This is a genomic window from Aquimarina sp., from assembly GCF_977115655.1.
This window is the reverse complement of sequence record NZ_CDSBKO010000007.1, coordinates 74,036-100,673: the sequence shown is the minus strand read 5'-3', so window position 1 is coordinate 100,673 and position 26,638 is coordinate 74,036. Positions and strand designations below refer to the sequence as shown.

The window sequence follows — 26,638 nt, the reverse complement described above, 5'->3', positions numbered from 1 at the left end:
GTTATATCAATGTTTACAGATTATTTTACAAAATATAAAAATAAAAAGAGATAAACCCACAGAAAATCAACAAAGTGCCAGTACATAGCACCTAATTCTAATCCTAAAGTTTTACCTGTTTTATATTTTTGTTTAAAATGATTATAAATTACAACTAAAAGCACAACAAGACCTCCTGCTATGTGTGCCAAATGTGTTACTACAATTATAAACATAAATGTAGAAATTATATTGGATGTGGGTCCTGTAAAATGATATCCTTGGTTAATAATATCGCTAAAACCTTCAAATTGCAGAAACACAAACAAGATTCCTAGTGCTAATGTAGAAAGTAATAGTGCCGAAGCTAAGTTTCTGTTATTATTTTCTATTGCTTTTTTTACAAAATAAAATGTAATGCTACTAGCTACTATTACAAAAATACTATATACAAATGCGTTTGGAAAAACAAGATCTGTTGCCCAGTCTTTTCTGGTTTTACTAACCACATAAGCACTGGTAAGCCCTGCAAATACCATAGCCATACTAACCATAGCAAACCACATCATGGTTTTTTTGGATCTATCTACTTTTTCTTGTGTTGTTCCTTGTGTTAAATCCATAGTCTAATAAATTTATCTGCTACATAAATAACCTGTAATATTGTTATATACAAAACACTCATTAACATTAATTGTTTTGCTGCTTTGGCATCTCGTACTTTATATAAGCGAATTGCAGATTTTAATAAAATTAACCCCAAAAACAGAATAATAACCCCAGAAACGGGGGTTAAATATAGTTTTCCTGTTACTCCAAACACAGGAACCAACGATGTTACAATAGTCCATATTGTATAAACAATCACTTGTATAGCTGTACCCTGATCTCTTTTTCCTGTAGGTAACATAAAAAAGCCGCCTTTTTTATAATCTTCAAATAAAAACCAGCCAATAGCCCAAAAATGCGGGAACTGCCAAAAAAACTGAATCATAAACAAAGTCCCCGGCTCTATCCCAAATTCATTTGTTGCTGCTACCCACCCTAACATAAAAGGAATGGCTCCCGGGATAGCTCCTACAAAAACAGATAAAGGTGTTTTTGTTTTTAAAGGAGTGTACAGGCTTACATATATAAAAATAGAAATCGCTCCAAACATTGCTGTCTTAGGGTTGATACTATATAAAACAGATATTCCTGCAATTGTAAAAAGTGTTGCTATCAAAAACGCACTGTTTACAGACATTCTTCCTGAAGGAATTGGTCTGTTTTTGGTACGATCCATCAATTTATCCAAATCTTTTTCTATAATTTGATTAAAAGCATTGGATGCACCAACCATAAAATACCCACCTATTGCAAGCAATAACAATGTGCTCCATGAAATTACATCTACACCAAGCAAATATCCCGCCATAGAAGAAAAAACCACACTTAATGCTAGGCGCATTTTTGTAATTTCCTTAAAATCCTGAACAACAGAAATTCTTTCAGTATTAATTGGGGTCACGCTCAAATCTTGCACGTTTTCATCCGTTTATTTCTATTTTTACTAAAAAGCCCGATAGAATTTACCAATAAACATATTTGCAATACTCCAAATATTGTTTTATGGCTCTTTTCAAAATAGCTTTTTTTAAAAGTGGTGCAAAGATATATCTTAAAAGCTTTTTAGACAACTTATAACTACTTATTATTCACCTTTTAACAGACTACTACGAATTATTTAATAATAATAAAAAACACTGCACCAAAAACTTTACACAGAACATTTTGATAGTCACACTAATAACTGCTGGTTATTTTTGTATTTTTCTTACGACTAAAAGAATCTCTAACGAAGCAAGTCATACTAAAATGAAAAAAATATTAATTATTATCACGCTTCTATCTTTCTTTAGTATTAATGCTCAAGACAAAGAAGTAACCATCACTATAGACTCATTATCCAAAAACATTTATATGCTGACCGGACAAGGTGGAAATATTGGAGTTTTTGATAACGAAAAAGGAATTTTTATTATAGATGATCAATTTGCCAGATTATCCAACAAAATTATCTCAAATCTAAAAACTATTAGTGATCAGGCTGTCACCATGATTATCAACACTCATTTTCATGGGGATCATACTGGCGGAAATGAAAACTTTGCTACTACTGGCGCTACCATTTTTGCTCAAAAAAATGTAAGATCCAGAATGAAAAATAATTCAAAAGAGAAAGGTAATATAAGTCCCTCTTCTTTACCTGTTATTACATTTGATGAAGGACTACAACTATATTTTGACAAAGAATCCATAAAAGCATTTCATGTTCACAATGCACATACCGATGGAGATGCGCTTATTTATTTTACAAATGGAAATGTTTTACACATGGGCGACACTTTTTTTAATAATAGATATCCTTACATTGATTTAAAATCCGGAGGAAGTATTAATGGCTATATAAAAGCCGTGCAAAAAGGGATTCTTATTGCTAATGACGATACTAAAATTATTCCTGGTCATGGAAAATTAGCAACAAAAAAAGATTTGGAAACTTTTTTAAAAATGCTAAAAGACATTACTAATAACATTCAAAAAGAAATCGACGCTGGTAAATCTAAAAATGATGTTGCAAAAAACTCTAATCTTACAGCAACTTATGATGTAAAAGGATACGGAGATGGTTTTATAAACTCAGAAAGCATTCGAAAAACAATCTATACCAGTCTTAAAAACGAGTAAAAAAAGAAAGAGGCTAATAAAAGCTAACCTCCTTCTGTTTTTTTTTAGAAAAACGAAACCAAAAAATTATTTAAATCTCATTACATTATTACTTTTATTCTTGTATTTTGAAAACTATCGGTAACTGATATTTTACCGTTACGGGCTTTCCTCTTTGCTTACCAGGGGTCATTTGCGGAAATAAATTAATCACTCTTTCTGCTTCTTTCTTTAATCTTGGATGTGCGGCTCTAATCTGAATATTATTAATCATACCATCTGCATCTACATCAAATTGTGTATAAATTCGTTGTACTCCTTTTAATCCATACTCTTCTCCCAATCCTGTATTAAATTTTTTAGAAACAATTCTTCTTATTTTTTCAGAAAAACAAGAAGCTTTTTCTTTGTTTGTAGATAATTTTTCACATCCAGGAAAAACAGGAACATCTTCGACTACTTTAAAATCAACAAAAACCGGTTCTTCCTCTTTTTTAATGTTGTCTATAGCATTCGGGTCGAATGGAGCAGACTCTACCGGTTCTGTATTTTTAAATTCATTCTCAATCTCTTTTAATACCGTATCATCATCTACGATATTAGGATCTGAAAGATCTATAATTTTTTTCGGTTCTACCTTAACTGCTAATTCTTTTTTAGGCTCTTTTTCAATAATAAAATCGGGTACATTAAAGGCAAAATCCTCGGTAATTTCATAATTAGGAGATGTAATATTTATTATTGATTTTGCGGTATATACCTCAAACATTACATAGGTAAATAATAGACTTGCTATAAGTCCGATCTGAAAGTTTACCAATGTACTTTTTCGTACATTAGCATCGTGCTTGTTACTCATAATATTTAGTTTTAACGTTACAATTAATCTAAATCAACAAGCATACCAAAAAGAATCCCGCTACATATATGTGCGGGATTCTGAGGTTATATATTATTTTTTTTGTGTTGTTTATACCAATTACACTTTGAATTTACCGCAATAAAATACCCTTTTTTTCTTTCTATTTCATCATAAATCGTAACTAAGGCTATGCTTTAATTTTCTAATTTATAAAAAGAAAAAAATCATTATTTTCTTTTACGGTAAATTCAAAATATAATTGGTATTATTTAGCCATGCATGACCTTTATAAAACAAAAAAACTCTCATTATAAAATAATGAGAGTTTTTTTGTTTTATATTTTGTTTATTCTTGTACTTGAAAAACTATCGGTAAAGAATACAGTACTCCTACTGCTTTTCCTCTTTGTTTACCGGGAGTCATTTTGGGCAATAACCCAACAACTCTTTGTGCTTCTTTTTCTAATCTTGGGTGTGGTCCTCTTGCTTGAACTCCAACGATATTACCATTTCTGTCAATTTTAAATCTCACATAGATTCTATTAACTCCAGACAACCCTAATTCACCTCCAAGTTCTGTATTAAATTTACGGTTAACAAATTGCTTAACCTTATCACTCATACATGCTTTTTTGGCTGCATTACTTACTTCGTTTTCACAACCAGGAAAAACCGGTACATTTTCAATAACTGCAAATGGTACATCTGCAATTTCCTCATCTTCATCCACATCTTCTACTTCTTCTACTTCAACAATCTCTTCTTCCTGATTTGTTTCTGTAGATTCGATAATAGTTTCTTCTACCTCTTCTTCGTCTTCTACTACATCAATAATTTCTGGTGCAGGAGGAGGAGGAGGTGGTGGTGGTGGAGTATTCAGATTCTGAGTAATTGGCACATCTTCTTCTTCTAACTCATCTAAGTTAACCTGACCTATGTCAATATTACTTCTATCATAAGTTTTCCATTCTATTCCTTGCCATGTTATAAAAAGAACTAAAACAAGTCCTAATTGAAGGAATAAGGTACTTCTTCTAGTTAAATCTGCTTTTGGATTTTTCTTTGGTTCCATATTTATAATCGTTATAGGATTGCTAAAATAGCTAAATTCTTTTGTAATTTCCAACTAAAGATGAAAATGTAAAACAAAAAATAATTTTTTTAACTTTTATCTTACGTATTTCTAAACAAATAAACCCTTATATCTAACTGGTTATCTGATTGTTTTGTTTAAAACTTATAAGTTTATCTTTAATTAGTATAAAAATAAATATTGCAAAAATTGTACCACTTGTGTTTGCTATGATATCATACCCATCAGAATCGCGATATGTTGTTAGCAATCCCTGAAATAATTCCATTATAACACCAAAAAGGATACATAATATTGTAGTGATACTCAAGCTTTGTTTTAGGCTTCTATTCTGTTTTTTAGAAAAAAACAAAAACAACCCCCAGAGTATCGTTAGAACAAAATAGGCAAAAAAATGACCTATTTTATCTCCTCCTTTTACTTTAACAATCGAGCTTGAAAATCTGGCCAATGACAACCACAACAACAAGATTGTATATAAAATAGTTAAAGCAAAAAGGGTTTTACCCTTCAATAACTTCTTTATATCCATCTGCAGATAACAAATCACTTATTTGAGAATTGTCTGATATTTTTACTTTAACCATCCAACCTGCTCCATAAGGATCACTATTTACCAGTTCTGGGTCTGCTTCTAATGCTTCATTAAATTCCAGGATTTCTCCTGTTAATGGCAGAAACAAGTCTGAAACCGTTTTTACAGCTTCTACAGTACCAAAAACTTCTTCTTTGTTTAATTCTTCTCCAACGGTTTCTACTTCTACATAAACGATATCACCAAGCTCGCTTTGTGCAAAATCTGTTATACCAATAGTAGCAATATCTCCATCAATTTTGATCCACTCGTGATCTTTTGTATATTTTAAATCTACAGGAATATTCATTCTGAAAAATATTTATGAGTTTTTATTTATAATATGATGACGAAAATAAATCTATTTTATCAAATTTTGTAAAAACCTGAAGAAAAATTATCAAAAAACTGTTATTGGCATTTATGCATAAAAACCAATAACAGAAATTCTAGTTCCCGAAATTATACCTTAATGTAAATCCTCCTCTGATTGTAGTCTGGGGAAATGCTGTGGATATAGAATACTCAGAGAATGTATGGTCATAGAAAAACAATGCTGTCAAATTTTTGCTTAATGAATAATCTGCGGTAAATTTTATTCCATAAATATCTTGTCCTGCGGTAATCTGAGTGTTTTCTAAATCCAAATACCTAATCAAGGTTTCATTTTGGCGCAGGGACAAATCTGCCCGTAAATTAAGATCACTTTTGAGGACTTGTTTTCTACCTGCTATTCTGGTAGCAAAAGTAAGGTCTTTAAGCCTGTACCCCAATCCTATGGTATACTCATTACCTTGTATTTCCGTAAGAAGATTATTGTCAAAACTTAGCGACAATGCTCTGTCTTTTTTCCATTCCAGTATAATTTTAACAGAGTTTTTCATTTCCATATCCAATCTGGCTAATGGGCTAAATTGCTCGGTTAAATTGACATTAGAGTATAGAAAAGGATTTCTAAGGTTACCTGCTTCATCTATGGCACTTCCATTTTGGAACTCTAAATTAGATTGAAATTGATTAATTGTATAATTAGCCCGATATCCATGTGCTACAGAAAACCGCTTAAAACGTTTTTTAAACCATTTTAAGTTCATCAACCCTGTATATTTTACATCCCAATTAGGTAATGGGACATCCCTAAAAGCACCTTTTTGAACTTTGCCTGCATCAGAGCCTGCATAGGCAGATAAAAAGGCCGGCAACAATACTGCCTGATTTGTTCTACCGTATCCTTTAGGAAAACCATCTGCATCGGTATTATTGGGATCGTTACCATTATCTATTGCCAAACGTCTGGCTATAATCAATCTGTTTTCTCTAAATTTATCAAATGCTTCTGAAGAGAACTCATCACTTTTTTGAAATGCTGTTTTTATAAGCAAAGTCGAGATTGTAAAATTACCAAATGTATTTGGGGTAAGAGAACTATATGGGTCTTCTTGATCAATACTTTGATCTGCATTAAGATTTACTTTATAGTTTTCATTAAATGTTTCTGAATAATTTCTATTTGCACTAATATCAATTTTAAGATCTTTTATTAAATCTACTGATGTTTGTATATTAAACTGTCTCCCTTCTACTTCTTGATATTGCTGATTAAACTCCTGATACAATGTAAGCCATCCATTACGTGCTGCAATATCTCTAATCTCAGACTGGCTACCAAAAGTAAACCCTACTGTTGGTTTTAAAGTTCCTACAAAACCTGGTTCTCTGGTATATCCTGGCAGAAAAATACCATTATCCTGTTGGTAGTTTACATTTACCTTATTAATAGCTGTAACCAAGCCTATAAGTGTATTGTATGCTTTATCGCCTACACTTAGTTTACTTTTTCCTCTTTTTGTTTTCTTTTTCGATTCATTTTCTGTAGGCGGTATTGTTACCTCATCTTTTCCTTGTTTTGAATCTTTATTTTTTGTTTTCTCTCTATTTCTTCCTGGTTTCTTTTTGGTCAACCCTACATACTTATATAGTGAATTCATATCTAATGACCCATTAATAGTATGCACATTAGCGTTTTGAATCGTGTTTCCTAAATCAGGAATATTTTCTAAGGTTTTTAAAACTTCACTACCTTTTACCCATTGAAAATCTGCACTATAAGAATATGTGGCACGGATAAATTTTAACACTGGTATTTTATTAAAAGGCACTTCGTAATTAACCTGAAGTTGTTGACTATGTCTATTAGGGTCTCCTATATCAAAAAATCCACTCCAAACATCTATGGTGTTATCTACATTGTTATTTTCATCTATAAAGTTTTTAACAATTCGATTATTTGCTGATGTAAAGCTAAAATTTAATGATTTTGTTAGGTTATGATTGATCCCATATTGCCAATCATAAAGAAAGTTACGTTGGTACAATGTAGGTAATCCAATATTATTTGGCCCTAACGTGATATCTCTAAAAACCTGCTCATTATATTGCCTGTTAATATTAGAGCTTACCGAAATGCTGGTTGGCAGCAGATTAAAATTAAAATCTTTTAATAAATCAAAGTATTTACTTCTTCCCAAAAATTTAATTTTCTTTAAAGGCTCTATTTCTTTTGGCTGAAAGCTGAAATCATAAGTCCCTCCTAATCGAACTCCTTGATCTAATGAGCTTTCTATTTCAAAATCACGGTGATTTGTTTGATTATATGTTCCGGAAAATGTAAAGTTTTCTACATCATAAGGCATGGGTTTACTATCGCCTGTTCTTTCTTTTCGCAAACCAATAACATTAAAACTTTGCCTTTTTGTATAATCTGTAGATTGCCTTTCTATTTGTTCCTTTTTTTCAGGATCTGTAATACCATCTAACCGATCCTGAAGCTCTATATCCTGAAATTCGGGATCAAATTGCGGAGTAATCAGTTCCTCTCCCCTGCTATAATTAAACGGTACCCGAACCCCCCATTTTTTTGGTAATAATTGCCCTAAATTAACATTAGTGGTTACATCATATTGCTTATGATCTTCTCTACTTCGTTCATTAGGCCCTTGTTCTATACTTCCAAAACCAATAGTGCTAATTTTTCCAGACGCACTAACATTTGCAAAATCTGCAATATTAGCATCCAAACTACCTACAGCTGCCCATCCTCCTCTGTTCTTTAAATCACTAAGGCGCATTTCGTTATACCAAACTGTTCCTGAACGATTACTACCACTTTGGTTTTTAACTCCAATCATCATTACCCGTATATCCCCAAAATTAGGATTTCCTTTTATACCAAGCCTTAACTCTCCGGTAGTTAGATTAGCAGGCGGGTTTGTATTTGGATTCTCTCCATTAGCATCAAAATATACAACTTTATTAAGATCAACGCCTGCTGCTCCTCCTAAAACAGCAGATTTAATTTTTTGCAACAGGCTTAAATCCAGATTCAATCTGTTTGCAACAGGCCATACTCCATCCTGACTACTATCTCCTATATCAGATACTTTTAATGGTAATTCAATTTGATAAAAATTATTTGTAAAATCATTACCCATTCTTATAAATGCAGTTAATTGCCCATCTGTAATTGGTGGTTGGTTGGGAACTGATTGTGCATGCAAAAACATTTCCAGATTTTCATACTGTCGCATATCCACATTAAAGTTTTTATACACCCCTCTTGAGTCTGCTTGTGTTTCACCAGCCACAACTCTAGATTCTAAGTTATACACCGTTAAAGCCAGAGATCTTTCGTCCTCTCTTATAATGTTGTTGTTGTTATTTAATTGTTCCCGAACAACTCCTGGCGGAGTAGTATAGTTAGGTGTTTCTTCTTTACTTACAGAGGTTACAATTGCTTCACTGTTTCCAAAAACATTAAGACCACTTGTAGGATCATTGTTTGTATTACCTGTTTGTGTATATCTTCTATAGTCCCCACGTACTAAATCCATATTACCAAAACGTAGTAAAACTGGCTGCGAAAAATCTGTAAGATACATTCTCATAAATCGAATGGATCTATAATCGCTAATATTTATAGATTTAGTTGGCTCATAAACAGGAACTTTAAATCGCACCCAACGAGTTCTTATTTCTTGTCCAGACACAACAACCGGAATATCCCTGATATCTGATATATATCCTGTATTGTTGTCATTACCTACACCCATTCCTTTAAAAACAGGAATTTCATATTCAAAATAACTATTAATGGTATTCATGGTATTATCCCTATTCACATCTTCTGCTGTAGGGAAAGTACTATTACCTCGGTCATTATTAGACAAACTGGTTGGTGAATTTCCTTGTGTACCGTTATAGTTACTATACCTTTCTTGAATAGTCCCGCTACCTTGAAGGAAATATCTATAATTATCTGCCGATGGATCTTCTAAGGATCGAAAATCGGGGAATTTTTGTTTTTCGTCTTGATCTCCTAAACCGTCAAATCCTGTATCCTGATCTATTCGATCCTGCCCCTGAGAGTCGAATGCATATATTAAAGACTGATTTACTGGCACTCTACCATAATCTGTATCTACTGTACTATTGCTTTGAGTGGTAGTTGGCAAACCATTTTCATATTGTTTTCTACCGTCATTAAGTACATCTTCACTTATATTACCAAGATTAAATACTATTTTACCTCCCGGATTATCTACATCATCATACGCAAAAGGATCCATTAACCAAAATTCTATAAACTCTACATTAGATTGCTCAAAATTTGTAGAGGTTAACTGCCTTGTGATTCCTGCAAAGTTTTTTTTAGGGTCAGGTCTTGACGACGGGTTACTATTTGGCGCATACGCAGGGTTAAAATTATAGGCTCCCCTAGTTGTTGGATCATAATTCAAGTCTAGTGTAAACAGAGCCAATGACTGTCCTTGTACAATATCTGTATCCGGAAAAATTTCATCTATAAAAACTCTTCTTGTTGCATTGGAGGCAAGATCCTGATCTGATATCCCACTTGGTCTGCCATTACTATAAAAAATTGGGTCGATAGAGTACCAAGACATTTTTGCCCTCTTGTATCCTGATTTTATACCTTTAACAATATCTTCACTATTAGGATCATCTGGGTTACCAAATCCTACCGGTACACTAGATAGCTCCCAAGACAAAGGAGAACTTACATCGATTCTGGTTTGTGCCCCTTCAAAATCATCTATATAGGTAGTTACTTTTCCATCAAAATTTGCTCCTTTTGGTGCTCCGGCTATAAGGTAAGCCCCTTCTGCTCTCACAGATACATTGGAAGGGACATCGGTATCAATGTTTGGTAGTTTATTGACCATTCTTGTCAAAAACGGAACCTCTGTTGAATATGCTGCATTAAACCCTAATATAGTGTTATTAATAGGTTCAAAATCATAGTTTGATTTTTGAGTAATCGGTCGTTCATTTAAGTTTAAATAGGTACCACCAATAATAAAATCATCGCTAAACTTATGTTCGATATTTAATCCTGTAAAACGTTTTGTTTGCTGCCCAAAAACAGCATTGTTTTCTGTAGAAACCTGAATTGGGGTATTAGAAGATAATAGTGCTTCATCCAAAATATTTACTCTTCCTAATTGGTAGTTAACGGTGTAATCTACTCCTTCCTGCAATGTTCTTCCTCCTGCTGTAACGGTTACTGATCCCTGAGGCACATTAAATGCTCCTAATGGAATCCCATCTTGTCCGGATGACTTATATCTTCCTTTAAGCTGGAAATAATTTTTGTTCGCTGATTTTTGTTCTGCAAGAACTTTAGTTTGTGTATACAGATCCCGAAATACATATTTTTCCTGATTTGGGTTATAAGAAGTAGGAACAGTATAATTTGCACCAACGGGTCCATTATTTAATTTTTTGAAAAGATGCTCTCCAAATGGCTCTACTGTGGTAAATATAATACGCCCGTTTTGTGAATCGATGGTAACTCCGGAAACATAATCAAAAAAACCATCTCCTCCTTGAACCGGATCACCGTTCGGGTTAAGGCGATCCAAATTAAAAACCTTAAGTAAGGTAGTTTGCTCTACATCGTCTGGCAAGGGCACCGAAGAACCTGCTGCTGCAGTAATATAATTTACCGGAGAAGGGTTTGAGTACAAAATATTTAATCTGAAATCATTTTGTTCCAGCCTAAATGCGCCTGTACTATAAATGTTTTTCATCATCAAATCCCATATTGGTCGTGTTACATTTACGATAGGACTTTTAAGCATTTTTACTATCAAACTCTGGCTTGAACCTGCATTTGTGTTATTGGTATTTGTAGTATTATTCCCTACAGTAGCATCTACTCCATCATTTGCAAATTCTCCTACCTGAAAAATTCTTCCTCCTACCGTATACTGGTATGCAATGGCTAAGACTTCATCATTATTTAAACGTTGATTTAATGAGATATACCCTAATTGTGCATTTAAAGTATACTCACTAGCGCTCAATTTTCTTGCGTTTTCTAAAATAGCGTAATCGAGTCCTTCATTAAAACCGGAGATTGCACCAATAAATCCTTGTTGCACAGTAGATACTTGCCTAACTGCTTGCGACATAGCACCTCCAGAACCAATCGCCGTTGGGTTCAGGTCATTGTTTTTATTATCAGGAAAAGCTTCTCCCCCTGTATTAAACAAAGAAGGTGGTATATTAAAATTACCATCAACAGGGGATTCACCTATATCCTGAAGCGCTACAATGTTTCGGGCATTGGTAAGTGTTTGTGCGTTAGTTGCTCTGTTGGTAACCCATACTTCAACTCTGGTAACCTGAACGTTATTATTAATAAATGGATAGCTAGCCAGGGACTTATCATAAGTGTCCCTAAAATAATGAGATAAGAAAAAATGTCGGTTTTCGTCATAATCTAAAGCAAAAAGCTCAAAATCTTCAACTGTTCCTCCTCCTTCTACATTAACAGACTTTGTTTCGGATCTTTGCTCAGAAAACACCCCTGTAATTGTTGTTCTGCCAAATTGCAGTCCCATTTTGACTCCAAAAAGACTTTGCGCTCCTTGAATCAATGAACTATTTAAAGGCATACTCACGTTTCCTACTTCGATGCTTTGAATTATATCATCTTCGGTAGGTGTATATTCTAATTTTAATTGATTTTGAAAGTCAAAAGTAGACTCTGTATCATAATTAGCGGTTACTTTTAATCTTGTACCTATCTTACCCAACAGGCTTAAACTAATTCTTTGGTCAAAATCAAAAGTAAAGTTACTTCGGTTACGAGGTGAAAAAGCGGGGTTATCCTGTTTTGTATACAACAGCCCCAGATCCATTTCTACAGATCCCTGTGGAATGATTTCTATTTCTGTCCCTCCAAAAATAGATTCGAAAAAATTAGAATTAACATAAAAAATAGGAAGTAAATTTTTACGTTTTTCTTCGCTACCATCTTTTTTACCACTAAAAGCTTCTATTTTTTCTTTAAAATAAGATCTTCTTTGCTCTTCTGCTACTAATTTTTCAAATTCTGAAGGAGTTAAAAAAAGTGGATATCTTACATTAAAATCCCCGAGCATTTCTCTGTAAATATATCTGTTGGTTATAGGATCATATTCGTATTTGGTTATAATACTATTAGGATCTGGTAAAGAAAGTTCTCCTAAAGAATATGTAGTGCTTGTAGAATCCCGAACAGTTTCGTTATCCTGCGCAAATAACACTCCACTATAAAGTGTTGCTAAACATACTAATATCTTAAAAAAATTAAAGCCTAAATGATTTGATGAACCCAATGTTATTATAAGTTTTTTAGTGCCTGTTTAATAATATTTTCAACTGTTTCTTTGGGGGTTTGTTTCAGAACTTTATCGACGACTTTTTCTGCAAGTTTTCGATTAAATCCTAAAGTTTCTAATGCAGATAACGCTTCATTTTTATTAGTATTGCTTTGAGACACTGAAACTTCATCGATATTATAAACTTTAAGAATTTTATCTTTTAAATCTATAATAACACGTTGTGCTGTTTTAACACCAATCCCTTTGATGGATTGAATTGTAGCAACGTCATTAGATGCTATTGCTTCTTTAACCTGATCGGGGTGTAATGATGACAACATGGTTCTGGCAGTACTTGCCCCTATTCCTGAAACAGAAATCAAAAGTCTAAAAATCTCTCTTTCAGATTTTTCGGCAAAACCAAATAAGGTATGAGAATCTTCTTTTACCTGAAGGTGTGTGTATAGCTGTAACATTTCTCCTTCGGGAATCAAAGAAAAAGTATGCAGTGAAATATGTAATAAATACCCTACTCCTCCACAATCTATTACAACATCAGTTGGATTTTTTTCAACAAGCCTCCCCTTGATATGTGTGATCATTTGTTAAGTTGATGTTAAGCAATCAAATGTAATAAAATTATACTATATATAAAGGATAAAAAAAGCCCGCTTTAAAAACATAGTATTTAAAACGGGCCAGATTCATTATATTTTTTGAATATGATTAATTATCTCTTATCCTTTTAAATATCTTTGGATACCAACGATAATTGCAACTGTCTTTTTTCTTTTTCTTGTGCATCAATGACTGCTACTGCTGCCATATTTATCATTTCTTCTACGCTTGCTCCTAATTGAAGTATATGCACTGGTTTTCGCATTCCCATCATAATTGGCCCTATGGATTCTGCATTATTAATTTCGCTTAATAATTTATAATTACTGTTTGCCGAGTCCAGATTAGGAAACACTAATGTGTTTACTTTTTGCCCATTTAATTTTGAAAACGGAAACTTGCTCTTTCGCATTTTCCTGTTCAACGCAAAATTCATTTGCAATCCCCCATCTACCATTAGATTGGGATAGTATCTGTGTAAATACGCTACTGCTTCTTGTACTTTTAAAGCTGTTGGATGTTTTGAGGATCCAAAATTGGCATAAGAAACCATTGCTATCACAGGCTTAACCCCAAACATTTCTACTGTTCTGGCGGTCATTTGCGCTATTTTTGCCAATTCTTTAGCCGACGGATCTATATTGATAGAAGTATCGCTTATAAACAGAGGTCCTTTATCTGTCATCATTACGTTCATAGCTGCTATACGGGTAGCTCCTTTTGCCAATCCTATAAGTTCGAGCATTGGCTTGACCACGGTAGGATAGCTTCTGGAGTATCCGGAAAGCAAAGCATCTGCATCTCCTTCATTAACCATCATCGCTGCAAAATAGTTGCGTTCTCTCATCAACTTTTCTGCATCATAAAGAGTGACTCCTTTGCGCCTATGGGTTTCCCAATATTTTTTTGCATACTTATTTTTACGACCACATTCTTCATCTGCCTTAGGATCAATTATATCTACTCCTTCCGGATCAAAATCAATTTCATGCATTAATTCTAATATGATATCTTTACGTCCTAATAAAATCGGAAAAGCGATACCTTCTTCTTTTACGGTTTGTGCAGCTTTTAACACATCCAGATGATCCGCTTCTGCAAAAACCACTTTTTTAGGGTTTGTTTTGGCTCTATCCAATAATAATCTTACCAGTTTATTATCATTGCCCATTCGCTCCAGCAATTCATCTTCATATTTTTCCCAGTCTGTAATTGGTGCTGTTGCCACACCGCTTTCTATAGCTGCTTTTGCTACGGCAGGAGGCACTTTTGCTATCAATCTGGGATCAAATGGTTTTGGAATTATATATTCTTTACCAAAATTAAGTCGTGTTTCGCCGTATGCTATATTTACTTGTTCCGGAACAGGTTCTTTAGCTAATTCAGCTAGTGCTTTTACGGCTGCCATCTTCATCTCTTCGTTAATTACTGTAGCTCTTACATCCAGAGCTCCCCTAAAAATAAAAGGAAATCCCAGTACATTATTTACCTGATTAGGATGGTCACTTCTACCAGTGGCCATTATAATATCTTTACGGGTCTTTATTGCCAGGTCATATTCGATTTCCGGGTCTGGATTTGCCATTGCAAAAACAATAGGATCGTTTGCCATAGACACCAACATATCCGGAGTTACTAAATTAGCCATAGATAAACCAACAAACACATCTGCATTTTTCATTGCTTCTTCTAATGTGTTCAGATCCCGATCTGTTGCAAATTCTGCTTTTTCAGAGGTAAGGTTGTCCCGGTCTTTTCGTATCACTCCTTTGCTATCGGTCATTACAATGTTTTCAGGATTTGCCCCAAAAGCTTTGTATAGTCTGGTACATGAAACTGCGGCAGCTCCTGCTCCACTAATCACTATACGAACTTCTTCGATCTTTTTTCCTGTAATTTCTAATGCATTTAATAAAGCTGCGGCAGAAATTATGGCTGTCCCGTGTTGGTCATCATGCATTACTGGTATATCCAGTTCTTCTTTTAATCTCCTTTCGATTTCAAAAGCTTCAGGGGCTTTTATATCTTCGAGATTGATTCCTCCAAAGGTTGGCGCTATATTTTTAACAGTTTCAATAAAAGCATCTATATCTTTAGTGTCTACTTCTATGTCAAAAACATCTATGTCTGCAAAAATCTTAAAGAGTAATCCTTTACCCTCCATTACTGGTTTTGAAGCTTCCGGACCAATATCTCCTAGTCCCAAAACAGCTGTCCCGTTAGATATTACAGCTACCAGATTTCCTTTTGCTGTATATTTATAAACATCCGATTTTTTCTTCTCAATTTCTAAACAAGGCTCTGCTACACCTGGAGAATATGCCAAAGACAAATCTCTTTGGGTCGCATATTTCTTAGTAGGAACTACTTTAATTTTACCCGGGGTAGGCTTGGCATGATATACTAAGGCCTCTCTTCTTTTACTTTCGATACTCATACTTTATCAAGATAAATTTGTGAATGCAAAATAAACGTAAAATGCACATTTAGCATATACAAAGGTACAAGTCTATACGAGATGCAGAAATTAATGTGAAAGAATCTTCTGAAAAAACAGAAATCAATAGTCTGAAATATGTTCATGAGGATATGCTTTCCATAAATATATTTTGTTTTCGAGGCAAACTATGTAAAATTAGCTCCTCAATGAGGGATTAAAAAAATATTGTTATGCTTTTCACCTGTATCATTCATTTTCAAAAAATATCTCGTCGGGATGAACCAATTTATTTAATTTATCCTTCAGGTTTTGAGGCAAAAAGCTTAACCCCAATTGATAAGAAGCATTCATCCAACCAAATCCTCCATCTGGCACATATTTAAAATCAGATCCTACATTACCATATTCTACATCTATTTTATAGGTTCCCCGAACGACATCAAACTTTTCTGGAATTACACCGTTATACTCTATAGCGTTTATAATTATCATCCATAACCATCTATATACAAGTTCCTCTGCCAAATCCTGATATCCATAATTGAGTAATCCTCTCCAGATCATTATTTGATGTGGAGCCCAACCAAATGGGTAATCCCATTGGCGTTTTGGAGCATCTTCTGGAACATCATTAAGCGAGGAACTGGAACTTCCTGCAATACCGAACTTACATTTTAACTTAGGTAATAAATGGTTTATAATCCTTTTTGCCTGATCTGCTGTGCATAAATTTGCCCACAGAGGATAAAAACCTGTTGCAGATTCAAAACTAGTTATGTTTTTCTTTTTCAGGTTATAATCGGCATAACTACCTGTTTTTGCGTTCCATAAATATTTATTCATCAATTTCGTTCTATGAGCAGCCTTATCATTCCAGTACTTAGAGGTTAATTTTTTTGCTTTATAGATAAATTGATCTTCAAAAAACTCTTTAATAATATCTGCCAGATCTTTTTCATACTTATACAACAATGCGTTCAGGTCTACTGTGGCTAGGTCTGCACATATCTCTTCTAACCTATAGGTTGTATCATGACCGCTTTCTCTAACGCTTCTGTCGTGTAAAAAATACTTATCTAATTCTTGATTCTCTATTTCTCTTTGCAAGTATTTTTGTTTAAACTCTTTGATAGATTGAGAGTCATTTTTTTTGTATTTTTTTAAAATATAATCATAATGTCCCTCTTCTGCTTCGGGGGGAATCCCGATACCTTCTGCATAAAATCTATTCAATCCGTTTGACACAAGTCTTTTTCCTGGTTGCATCCAAACGGTTTCATATTCATAAACAGCGGCTTTTACACATTCTTTTAACCAGTCTACAGGTATTTCATTTTTATATTTTTTATAATACTCTATAACCATAGAAGTGTAAAAAGGTGGTTGAGTTCTGGTTAAATAATAGCTTCTGTTAGCGTTTAAAATTTTACCATAATTTCTAATTTGATATGTAAAGTTATCTATCATTCCTTTGGCTAGCTCTTTTTTATCATCTATCAATAACCCTATATTAATAAAGTAGCTATCCCACCCATACATTTCATTAAATCTTCCTCCCGGAACCAAAAACGGCACAGCACTCTTTTGATGGCCATCATTGGTTAATCCTAACCCCAAAATCCCTGGTCTGTTATTAATAGACCTTACATATTCTGGGGTTATTTTTTCTGGAAGGATTTCTAATATTATTCCATCAATTTCTTTGGTGATCTCTTTATAATACTTATAAGATTCTTGATCCCCATAAGGTATATATAGTCGTTTTTCTTTTGTATTGATTTTATCATCTAATAGAATTTTCTCAATACCGCTCTTATCCAACCTCCTAGTTAATCTATCCCAATAAAACTTTTTTATCATTTTAGAGATCCTAATACCAGGTTGTTCTGTAACATTTGCTATTGATATTTCTACGACTCCTTTATGGTCTTCTTTTGCCAGTTTTAGTTCCTGAAGCAAATTAGACAAATGATATGTCCCCTCGATGACATGAATTTCGTCATTAACCGTATGTATTTTAAATTTTTTTGGACCTCGATCTTCTACTGTAATTTTCTTGTCCTGATCTGTATCTTCTTGCTGAAGAAGATCTTTTAAAACAGATTCTTTATATATTTTAATTTGCATTTTTTTTAGTGATCCTGTTTAATACCCATAACGATATGGATAATAGTACCATTGGCACTAGTGTGTAGTAAAAAGCTTTTTGCGCTCCCAGATTTTTAAACAACCATCCTGTCATTGTGGAACCTAGTGTACCTCCCAATGCCGAAAAAATAACAATCAGACCAGTCATAGGGCTATGCATTTTTTTTGGCAATGCACTTAAAACTGTAGAGTTAAGCAAAGGATATATTGGAGCAATAAACATTCCTATTATTGGAAAAGCATAGCCTAATAAGGGGATATCTGATATGTTTTCTATCGCACCTATTTCTGTATCTATAGTATTGGGCAAAACAAAAACTACCATTAGCATGGCAATAGCAATACAGGTGATTAAAATATAAAACCATGAAAAATATTTCGACAGTATTCCTGCTACTATTCTTCCTACTGCCAGAGATAAGGCAAAAATACTTGCCATCATGATACTAACATTAGGAGGTAATTTTAATACTCGTTTATAAAAAGTAGGTAACCATGTCATTATTCCTTGCTCAATCATAACAAACAAAAATGCGCTGCATATAAATACGATAACAGACATTTTTGCACAAAGCATAATCATTTGTTTAACATCATCTTTAAGGTTTGCCCCCGGTATTTCTGTTTTTTCATCAAAATCTGTAAAATACAGAAATATAAAAGAGGTTACACCTAACCCGGAAAGCAACCAATAGACCTGTAACCATGCATTGGGATCACCAGCACTATTAAATGCAGGGAATATAAAATATGCCAAAGCAATCCCTATCATAAAAACCCCTTCTATACTACTCATCAAGCTATTATGCTCTTCTGATGTACTTGTAACCAATCCTATAACCGAGTACACTGATACTTTAATTAATGCAAAAGAAGCCCCAATTGCCGCAAATAAAAATTTAGCAGCCCAAAAAGAGTTCCCGTAATACATAACTATACAGGCTACAACAGATATCAACAGCCCTGTTAATATTGCTTTTTTATATCCTATTCTGGGAAGAAAAGATGCTATTAGAAATGACACAATTGCAATTGGCAAATCTTTAAACCATTCTAAAGTACTTGCCTGTATTTCATCTATATTATAGTTCTCTAAAGATTTTAAAATTACAATTCCTACACTATTAAGCAAGATTGCAAAAATGAAATAGTTAAGAAATAAAGATGTTTTTATGAGTAAACTTTTCATTAGTCTAAAATTTATTTAAGGAATTTCCTAATGTAAAACTGCCCGAATAGTACGAGCAGTTTACTAAGCTCTATCCAAATAAACACTTAAAAATCTAATGCTACTGACAATCTATAAGCTCTTCCTAAAATTGGTCTGGCTAAAAAGACATCATCATTTGCATTAGTAGTTCCTCTTGGGTTTCCTTCGGTCAACCCTATTTCATTAAAAAGGTTAGAGGCATCTAATCCAAACCTCAGATTATCTACTTTGTAATATGCTCCTGCATTAAAAACATTAAAAGCCGGAAGTTCTGTAGTATTAGCTTCATCTTGATACTTCTTCCCGAAATATGATAACTGCGTATATAGCCCTAAGTTTTTAATAACTTCTATCTGTGGTCTTATCGTAAAATATATTTTAGGAATTCTTCTTGCACTATTTCCATCAAAATCAAAGGTGCTTCCATCGGCATTTGTCCCTGCAAACCCATCATATTCTGGTTTTTGAACAGTAATATTCGTGTCAATTGAAAAAGCTCCGTATTTAGCATTAGCTTCAAGCTCAAGGCCTACATTATTTACATCTGCAAATTTGTTTTCTGAAGTACCATCTGCCAAAATATCTGCAAAAGCAATATTATCCATACTCATATAAAAGAGGTTGGCAAAAATACCGATGTTTGATGTAGAGTATTTAAACCCTAATTCTGATTGATCAACTTCAGTAATTTCTAAAGTGTTTAGATTTGATGCATTGTCATAGTAGGCTTCTTCTATCGGCGATCTAAATCCATGACTATACCTTCCATAAATAGCTGTTTTATCATTAAACTTATAGTTTAACGCTGTGGTATAGGATAGTTCTTTTACATCATACGTCCAGTAGGTATAAGGATTACCATCTACAACAGTCAGAGCATCATCTGCTGTATTATTATCTAACAAGCCTAAATCTGTTGAAAAAAATCTGGCATTATCGCGATATCCAGAATAAGCATCATCATCATATCTTAGTCCAAAATTAGCTGTTAAGTTTTCAGAAAAATTAATTTCTGTATCTACATAGAGAGCATTTAATTTTCCTTTGGTTTGTGCATCTCTCTCTAACCATGTAATACGCTCTACTCCATTATATGTTCTTGAAACACCTGTACTGGCATCTACAAGGTTTACTAATCTAGGATTATCTGATACATCTACAATATAATTACTCCAGTTCCAATATTGGTTTGATTTCCAGTTAGAATAATAGTATCCCAGAGTTATATTTATATTTTTAAAATCAAATGAAAAAGCAAGGTTGTTTGCAAAGTTAGACATGTTTTTATCGATCGACCAATGATCTGCTCTCATTACCAAAGCATTTGGGCTTAATAATTCCCCATTGTCTACATATCTATATTCTGCATTTGCAGCATCTGTTAAAGGGAACTGTGTTGTTCCTGTAGCAAAATCTGCTTGGGTATTAGGTCCGCCGGTACTAAAAATAGCATTATAATTCAAATCTATAACTGTATTTCTAAATGTATTTTTTACCGAAACTACATCAGAGACGTTGTATTTAAATTCTCCTCCTACTGCATCTACATTTGGATTCACACCATCCTCAAGATCTCTTTCAAAAAAACCTCCTCCAATTTGGGGCACTCGTAGTCTACTAAAATTCCTTGATGCTAAGGTTCCATAATTAGCGTCGAATCCTTCAAACTCTTTTGGTTTTCCACTACTGTCTCCTCGCAGAGGTATTGGAAGAAGGAAGAGGTTTCTATCGTTTAGTTTTTTGTAATTGATTCTGGCATATCCTTTGTCAAACTTATAAGTAAGATTAAATTTCATTTGCCCTCCTTTATTAGCTTCGAATCCCGGATTCCTAATTCCTTGATCTACTCTATAAAATCCACCAATGTTGAAAAATAATTTATCTTCGATCATTGCTCCACCTATATTGAGATCTGTTCTAAAAAGACCATAATCCCCTACAGTCATTTTAGCTCTTCCTCTTAGTTCATTCTGACCTGTTTTGGATATAAAATTTATGATCCCTCCTGGGGCATTAGTAGCAAAAACAGATGCTGATCCTCCTCTAATAGCTTCCATTCTGTTTACTGTCTCATCTAATCGGTACCAATTATCTGCATTTCCAAATTGTAAGGCTCCATCTTCAAAAACAGGTAATCCATCTTCCTGAATCTGAACAAATTCATAAGCTCCTGCTGAGGGTATTCCTCTTGCAAAAAGGTTATTCCCTACTTCACCCCCAGAAGATTCAACAACAAACCCTGGTATAGATTGCAATAAATCTGCGGTGCTTTGCGGTGCTTTTTGCTCCATTTCTTTTACGCCCATTGTGGTTATGGCTACACTAGATTCTAATTTGCTTCTGGGGTTAGAAGCTCCTGTAACTACAATCTCATCTAACGACAGTAAATCTTCTTGTAGTACTACATCTTTTACTACATTTCCTGACATAGTAACCTCTTCTCTTACAGTTTTAAACCCAACCGCAGAAATTACCAAAGTATATGTCGCATTCGCTTCCAGATTACTAATTACATAGTTCCCGTCAAAATCTGAAGTTGCACCTCTATGGGTTCCTTCTAGTAAAATATTAACTCCAATTACTGGTACTCCTCTACTATCCTTTATTGTCCCCGATACACTTCTATTTCCTTGAGCAATAGAATCCCCTATTCCAAAAATCAAGAAAAGAATTATACATAGTTTTGTTCTCATAATTATAATAATTTAGTTCTGTGCAATTTCACAAAACCTTATTAATAATTTAATATTTCTTTGTGCCTTAATTCTTTCGAAAACGTTTTCGATTAAATCGAAAACGTTTTCGAAAGAATTATTTTTTTTGGCTCAAAACTCCATTTTATTACAACTTTTATTGTTTTCTTAACATTAAAATACAGATTTAATTGCAAAAATGTTAAAAACGAACCAACAACCAACCTGTTTTATTTAACTATAAGTCAAACTATTACAAATCACCTTTTTATTAAGAAATCTATAAGAGTTTTGGAATAGAACTTATTAGCTTCTATCTAGTATATCATTATGAATATAAAAATTTTGTTTTTTAAAATTAGTTATATTTTATACCTTAAATCGTATATTTAATATCTATAACATATACATGAAAGTTACAACTCTGAAAGATATCGCTATTGAATTAGGAATCTCTGTTGCTACGGTATCCAAGGCTTTAAAAGACTATCCAGATGTAAACAAAGCTACCAAAGAAAAAATTATTCAGACTGCCAGAAAACTAAATTATTCTCCTAACCAATTGGCAATTAACTTAAGAACTAAACAAACAAAAACGATTGGAGTAATAATCCCGACTACTGTACATCATTTTTTTTCTAAAGTTATTGATGGCATCATTGAAGAGGCAGAAAAAAAAGGATATCTGGTGATTATTCTCCAATCGAGTGAAAAATTATTTCTTGAAAAGCTACAAGTAAATCTATTAATTGACAAACGAGTAGACGGTATATTAATGTCACTTTCTAACAAGACAAATGAGTTTGTTCATTTAAAAAAGATATTAAGCAGAAATATTCCTTTAGTGCTTTTTGACAAAATAGAGCCTTCAATACAATGTTCTAAAGTACGTATAGATGATGAGAAGGCTGCTTATGATGCTGTTTCTTATCTTATTTCTAAAGGATATAAAAAAATTTCGCATTTTAGAGGAGATTTAAACCCTAAAATTTCTAATGACCGGTTTAATGGTTATAAAAAAGCTTTAGAAGATCACGAAATCATATACGACCCATCATTGGTGTATATATGTAACAATAATACAGATTTTGAAGATGGATATAATAATGCTAAAAAATTAATGCAAGAAAACCCAGAGGTAGATTCTATCTTTACCATAACCGATTTGGTCGCTATTGGTGCTATCAAATATTTTAATGAAAATAAAATCAAGATTCCCGAAGATGTAGCCGTTTTTGGTTTTAGTAACTGGTTTATGTCTTCTGTTGTCTCTCCAACCTTAAGCACAGTCAACCAACCAGCACATGATATGGGTGTCGCAGCTACCGAAATTTTATTAAATGAGATCGAACTCAATAAAAACAACGAACCTAGCATCCATAAAGAGGTAATTCTTCCTACTCAGCTTATTTTTAGAGAGTCTTCTTAATTATTTTTTCTCTACCCCATGTTTATATATGGTGGTAAATTAAAACATTATAATGTTTTAGGTATATATTTTTTTAGACTTACATCTTCTGTTATTGATTTATAAAGCTTATCGTTAATTGATTGTTTAATTATTGTAATATTTTCTTAAATCAAAAAAATATTACAATAATTAAACAATCATAAATCAAAAATGAATAATTTTGTAATTCAATTTTTAATCAGGTGAAAAGATTAAAACACTGCTTTTCTAAGCACCTTTTAGTTTTACTTATCCTATTTCCTTTTATTACAGGAAGTTCCTTTTCATTACAAGATGATCCGGGATATGCTGTATTAAATTCTTCAACACATTTTAAAAAAATTGAAAGTGCAGGAAATTTCACTACTGTACACGGGCTTCTTTCTTTAGAAAAACAGTTATTTTTTTCAGAAACAGAGATAGAAACAGAAACAGAGATAGAAACAGAAACAGAAGAGGAAATACATTTTCCTTCTTATTTTAATTTTACCTCTTTATATACCTGGCTATCCTATAATAGTCTGATTACCCAAAAGAATACGTATAATTTTGTTACTACAGCGCACAGGGTTCCTCTTTATGACCTGTATTGTTCCCGAAAAGATCATCTTTCCTAAAAACGCACTCTAGTTTTACTTATTTGCCAAAGTTTACCCCGGCAACATTTACTTTTTATTTTACTTAAAAAAAATATTAATGAAGCAACAAAGCATTGACTTTGATGAACAGCTCGTTCTTCATAGTCTAAAGCATTATTTGCCCGCACAAGCTCCACTAAAAGACTTTGTGCACCATAACACCTTGCACGCTTTTCAAGAATTCTCCTTTTTTGAAGCTTTGCAAAAAGCAAACGCAACTTTTGGATATAAAACAGCTCTTTCATTACATGAATATCGCAAACTGTATAATGATGGCATTATTAATCCTGAGATTTTAAAAGACATGATCCATAAACATAAAGATGAAAACACATTTGTTTATTGGGAATCTTTAGTTTTTGATCAAAGCCTGTATAATACCGTACATCCTGAAATAGGAAAATTACGAGCCTTCTGGAAAAACCATTTTAAGATTGATTTGAATATGTTGGTACATCCCAAATTATTCAAATTAACAGGGGCCTATCTGGATCAGGGAGTTTCAGAAAAACGATTCCCATACCCTGATAAGACATTATTGGGTGCTGTTCGTGCTTTACAACAAAATAGTATGGTTTCTGTTTTTCGATCCGATAAAGTTATTGCTTTTCTAAACGACCCTAAAACTACCATCACAAGCTTATTGGCATATATTGTGGGAGATTTGGCTTTTTATGAGCAGTATTTGTTTGATCAACAATTTGCACATCCCGGTTGGTCTGGAATGGTAGCTACTATTGAAGTACAACCCCATACGTTACTCGATCCACGAAAAGTGACTCTTCATGATTTTATTTTTCTTGAATTACTTTTGGAAATAGAAGCTTTGGATCAAAATATAGGGCTTGACAAATTTCCTTTAAGTGGCGAAATCAAATTAGATAATCCAACATCCTTATTTAAGCATATAAAGGTTGATCCCTACTGGAAAGTAGTCACTATATGGCAAGAAGCCCTGGAGTGGAGCTATCACAGCCAGGTTCTGCAAGGACTGGTGCTATCCAAAACAGACACAAAATCGATTACCCCAAGTTTTCAAGCATTTTTTTGTATTGACGACAGAGAGGAGTCTATACGACGACATTTAGAACAAGCTGTGCCAGATTGTGAAACATTTGGCACACCGGGGCATTTTGGTATGGTAGCAATGTATCAACCCGACTCTGGTAAGTTTTACACTCAGGTTTGCCCTGGCTCCCTTAGCCCAAAACACTTAATTAAGGAAGAAGGAAGAACTACAAAAAACGGTAAAGACATTCACTTTCACAAAGGATCGCACAGGCTCTTTACCGGATGGTTATTATCTCAAACTATTGGGTTTTGGTCTGCGGTAAAACTATTTTTCAATCTTTTTAAGCCTCAGGTTTCGCCAGCGCACTCATCTGCTTTTGAACACATGGAACATGCTTCCAGACTTATTATCGAAAACAAAAACAATGACACAGAAAATGGTTATAAGATAGGGTACACTGTTGAAGAAATGGCAGAAATAGTATCTGGTTTATTAAAAAGCACTGGTTTGACCACCAACTTTGCTTCGTTGATCTACTTGATTGGTCATGGAGGCAGTAGTACCAACAATCCCTATTATGCAGGATATAATTGTGGTGCTTGTTCTGGCAGGGCAGGTTCTGTTAATAGTCGTGCCGTTGCAGAAATGGCAAACCGAGAAGATGTAAGAGCAGCTTTAAAGGGTAAAAATATACAGATACCAGAAACCACCTGTTTTATAGGCGGGTTACATGATACTACTCGTGATGAAATAAAATTTTATGATGTTGAGTCTCTTTCGCAAAAGCATAAAGAAACGCATGCATTACATGTCCCGAAATTTGAAAAAGCTTTATCCTATAATGCCAAGGAACGTGCCAGACAGTTTTTACTTACCAATATAAAACGAGATGCTGTCAAAGTGCACAAAGATGTAAAAAACAGATCTACCGCACTTTTTGAGCCCAGACCAGAACTAAACCATTCTAATAACACTTTATGTATTGTAGGGCGCAGATCTTTGACCAAAAACATTTTTTTGGATCAACGTGCTTTTTTAAACTCCTATGATTATGAGCAGGATGTATACGGGGTTCAGCTTAAAGGAATTTTGCAAGCTGCAACTCCTGTTTGCGGAGGGATTAATTTAGAATATTACTTCTCCAGAGTAGATAATGAAAAATTAGGTGCTGGGTCAAAATTACCCCATAATGTTATAGGTCTTTTTGGGGTCGCCAACGGAATAAAGGGAGATTTGCGCCCGGGGTTACCGTCTCAAATGATAGATGTACACGCTCCTTTGCGATTAATGATGATCGTAGAACACTATCCGGAAATTGTTTTACAAATTATTGAAAAAGATAAAAAACTATCCGGGTGGTACTATAAAGAGTGGGTTAAACTGGCTATAATACACCCAGAAACAAAAACAATTTATTACCTGTTTAAAGGGGAATTAAAAAAATTAGAAAAAATGGCTCACCCGATCAAATCGATTACTGATCTGGAATCTGTTTTTGAGAATAATTCTTCCAATTTACCTGTTTATCAACTTAATATAAACTAA

Annotated in this window: 16 protein-coding genes; 4 read left to right on the top strand and 12 right to left on the bottom strand. The window is 33.6% G+C overall.

Features of this window, described 5'->3' with window-relative positions:
- Positions 1 to 20 precede the first annotated feature (20 nt).
- Positions 21 to 602: a cytochrome c oxidase subunit 3 gene (locus ACZIYX_RS04535; RefSeq protein WP_462681010.1), complete on the bottom strand. Its 582-nt coding sequence runs from the start codon at positions 600 to 602 to the stop codon at positions 21 to 23.
- Complete coding sequence (gene cyoE, locus ACZIYX_RS04530; protein ID WP_462681009.1) at positions 593 to 1,495, bottom strand: heme o synthase; 903 nt, start codon at positions 1,493 to 1,495, stop codon at positions 593 to 595. Before cyoE ends, ACZIYX_RS04535 begins: the two co-directional genes overlap by 10 nt.
- A 341-nt stretch (positions 1,496 to 1,836) precedes the next feature.
- Between cyoE and ACZIYX_RS04525 the strand changes: the two genes are divergently transcribed.
- Entirely contained in the window at positions 1,837 to 2,709 is an 873-nt protein-coding gene (locus ACZIYX_RS04525) for an MBL fold metallo-hydrolase (RefSeq protein ID WP_462681008.1), read from the top strand.
- A gap of 94 nt (positions 2,710 to 2,803) precedes the next feature.
- Here ACZIYX_RS04525 and ACZIYX_RS04520 read toward each other — a convergent pair whose 3' ends face one another.
- The 10 genes from ACZIYX_RS04520 to ACZIYX_RS04475 all read right to left on the bottom strand — a co-directional run bounded on the left by ACZIYX_RS04520 (position 2,804) and on the right by ACZIYX_RS04475 (position 21,993).
- A complete protein-coding gene (locus ACZIYX_RS04520) occupies positions 2,804 to 3,547 on the bottom strand; it encodes an energy transducer TonB (protein ID WP_462681007.1) in 744 nt (247 codons plus the stop codon).
- Positions 3,548 to 3,896: 349 nt separating this feature from the next.
- Positions 3,897 to 4,622 carry an energy transducer TonB gene (locus tag ACZIYX_RS04515; protein WP_462681006.1) on the bottom strand — a complete coding sequence of 242 codons (726 nt, stop codon included), beginning with the start codon at positions 4,620 to 4,622 and terminating at the stop codon, positions 3,897 to 3,899.
- Between the two features lie 133 nt (positions 4,623 to 4,755).
- Complete coding sequence (locus ACZIYX_RS04510) at positions 4,756 to 5,157, bottom strand: VanZ family protein (RefSeq protein ID WP_462681005.1); 402 nt, start codon at positions 5,155 to 5,157, stop codon at positions 4,756 to 4,758.
- Positions 5,147 to 5,527, bottom strand: coding sequence for a glycine cleavage system protein GcvH (gene gcvH, locus ACZIYX_RS04505; protein WP_462681004.1), 381 nt, complete (start codon positions 5,525 to 5,527; stop codon positions 5,147 to 5,149). The genes ACZIYX_RS04510 and gcvH overlap by 11 nt, the downstream gene beginning before the upstream one ends.
- 139 nt (positions 5,528 to 5,666) lie before the next feature.
- Positions 5,667 to 12,899 carry a T9SS outer membrane translocon Sov/SprA gene (sov, locus tag ACZIYX_RS04500; protein ID WP_462681003.1) on the bottom strand — a complete coding sequence of 2,411 codons (7,233 nt, stop codon included), beginning with the start codon at positions 12,897 to 12,899 and terminating at the stop codon, positions 5,667 to 5,669.
- A gap of 5 nt (positions 12,900 to 12,904) precedes the next feature.
- On the bottom strand, positions 12,905 to 13,486 hold the full coding sequence (gene ruvA / locus ACZIYX_RS04495) for a Holliday junction branch migration protein RuvA (RefSeq protein WP_462681002.1): 582 nt from the start codon (positions 13,484 to 13,486) through the stop codon (positions 12,905 to 12,907).
- 143 nt (positions 13,487 to 13,629) lie between these two features.
- Positions 13,630 to 15,939: an NADP-dependent malic enzyme gene (locus tag ACZIYX_RS04490; RefSeq protein ID WP_462681001.1), complete on the bottom strand. Its 2,310-nt coding sequence runs from the start codon at positions 15,937 to 15,939 to the stop codon at positions 13,630 to 13,632.
- Between the two features lie 249 nt (positions 15,940 to 16,188).
- A complete protein-coding gene (locus ACZIYX_RS04485) occupies positions 16,189 to 18,069 on the bottom strand; it encodes a trehalase family glycosidase (RefSeq protein WP_462681000.1) in 1,881 nt (626 codons plus the stop codon).
- Positions 18,059 to 19,279, bottom strand: coding sequence for an MFS transporter (locus ACZIYX_RS04480; protein ID WP_462680999.1), 1,221 nt, complete (start codon positions 19,277 to 19,279; stop codon positions 18,059 to 18,061). The genes ACZIYX_RS04485 and ACZIYX_RS04480 overlap by 11 nt, the downstream gene beginning before the upstream one ends.
- 86 nt (positions 19,280 to 19,365) lie before the next feature.
- A complete protein-coding gene (locus tag ACZIYX_RS04475; RefSeq protein ID WP_462680998.1) occupies positions 19,366 to 21,993 on the bottom strand; it encodes a TonB-dependent receptor in 2,628 nt (875 codons plus the stop codon).
- Between the two features lie 409 nt (positions 21,994 to 22,402).
- Here ACZIYX_RS04475 and ACZIYX_RS04470 point away from each other — a divergent pair, with 409 nt between their 5' ends.
- The 3 genes from ACZIYX_RS04470 to ACZIYX_RS04460 all read left to right on the top strand — a co-directional run bounded on the left by ACZIYX_RS04470 (position 22,403) and on the right by ACZIYX_RS04460 (position 26,638).
- Positions 22,403 to 23,422, top strand: coding sequence for a LacI family DNA-binding transcriptional regulator (locus ACZIYX_RS04470; RefSeq protein ID WP_462680997.1), 1,020 nt, complete (start codon positions 22,403 to 22,405; stop codon positions 23,420 to 23,422).
- A gap of 224 nt (positions 23,423 to 23,646) precedes the next feature.
- Positions 23,647 to 24,060 (top strand): hypothetical protein, encoded by a 414-nt coding sequence (locus ACZIYX_RS04465; RefSeq protein WP_462680996.1) that lies wholly within the window; start codon positions 23,647 to 23,649, stop codon positions 24,058 to 24,060.
- Positions 24,061 to 24,139: 79 nt separating this feature from the next.
- Positions 24,140 to 26,638: a YbcC family protein gene (locus tag ACZIYX_RS04460; RefSeq protein WP_462680995.1), complete on the top strand. Its 2,499-nt coding sequence runs from the start codon at positions 24,140 to 24,142 to the stop codon at positions 26,636 to 26,638.

Coding starts and splice junctions, on each gene's coding strand:
- ACZIYX_RS04535 (WP_462681010.1), bottom strand. CDS start 602: ATGGATTTAACACAAGGAACAACACAAGAAAAAGTAGATAGATCCAAA.
- ACZIYX_RS04525 (WP_462681008.1), top strand. CDS start 1,837: ATGAAAAAAATATTAATTATTATCACGCTTCTATCTTTCTTTAGTATT.
- ACZIYX_RS04520 (WP_462681007.1), bottom strand. CDS start 3,547: ATGAGTAACAAGCACGATGCTAATGTACGAAAAAGTACATTGGTAAAC.
- ACZIYX_RS04515 (WP_462681006.1), bottom strand. CDS start 4,622: ATGGAACCAAAGAAAAATCCAAAAGCAGATTTAACTAGAAGAAGTACC.
- gcvH (WP_462681004.1), bottom strand. CDS start 5,527: ATGAATATTCCTGTAGATTTAAAATATACAAAAGATCACGAGTGGATC.
- ruvA (WP_462681002.1), bottom strand. CDS start 13,486: ATGATCACACATATCAAGGGGAGGCTTGTTGAAAAAAATCCAACTGAT.
- ACZIYX_RS04490 (WP_462681001.1), bottom strand. CDS start 15,939: ATGAGTATCGAAAGTAAAAGAAGAGAGGCCTTAGTATATCATGCCAAG.
- ACZIYX_RS04485 (WP_462681000.1), bottom strand. CDS start 18,069: ATGCAAATTAAAATATATAAAGAATCTGTTTTAAAAGATCTTCTTCAG.
- ACZIYX_RS04480 (WP_462680999.1), bottom strand. CDS start 19,279: ATGAAAAGTTTACTCATAAAAACATCTTTATTTCTTAACTATTTCATT.
- ACZIYX_RS04475 (WP_462680998.1), bottom strand. CDS start 21,993: ATGAGAACAAAACTATGTATAATTCTTTTCTTGATTTTTGGAATAGGG.
- ACZIYX_RS04470 (WP_462680997.1), top strand. CDS start 22,403: ATGAAAGTTACAACTCTGAAAGATATCGCTATTGAATTAGGAATCTCT.
- ACZIYX_RS04460 (WP_462680995.1), top strand. CDS start 24,140: ATGAAGCAACAAAGCATTGACTTTGATGAACAGCTCGTTCTTCATAGT.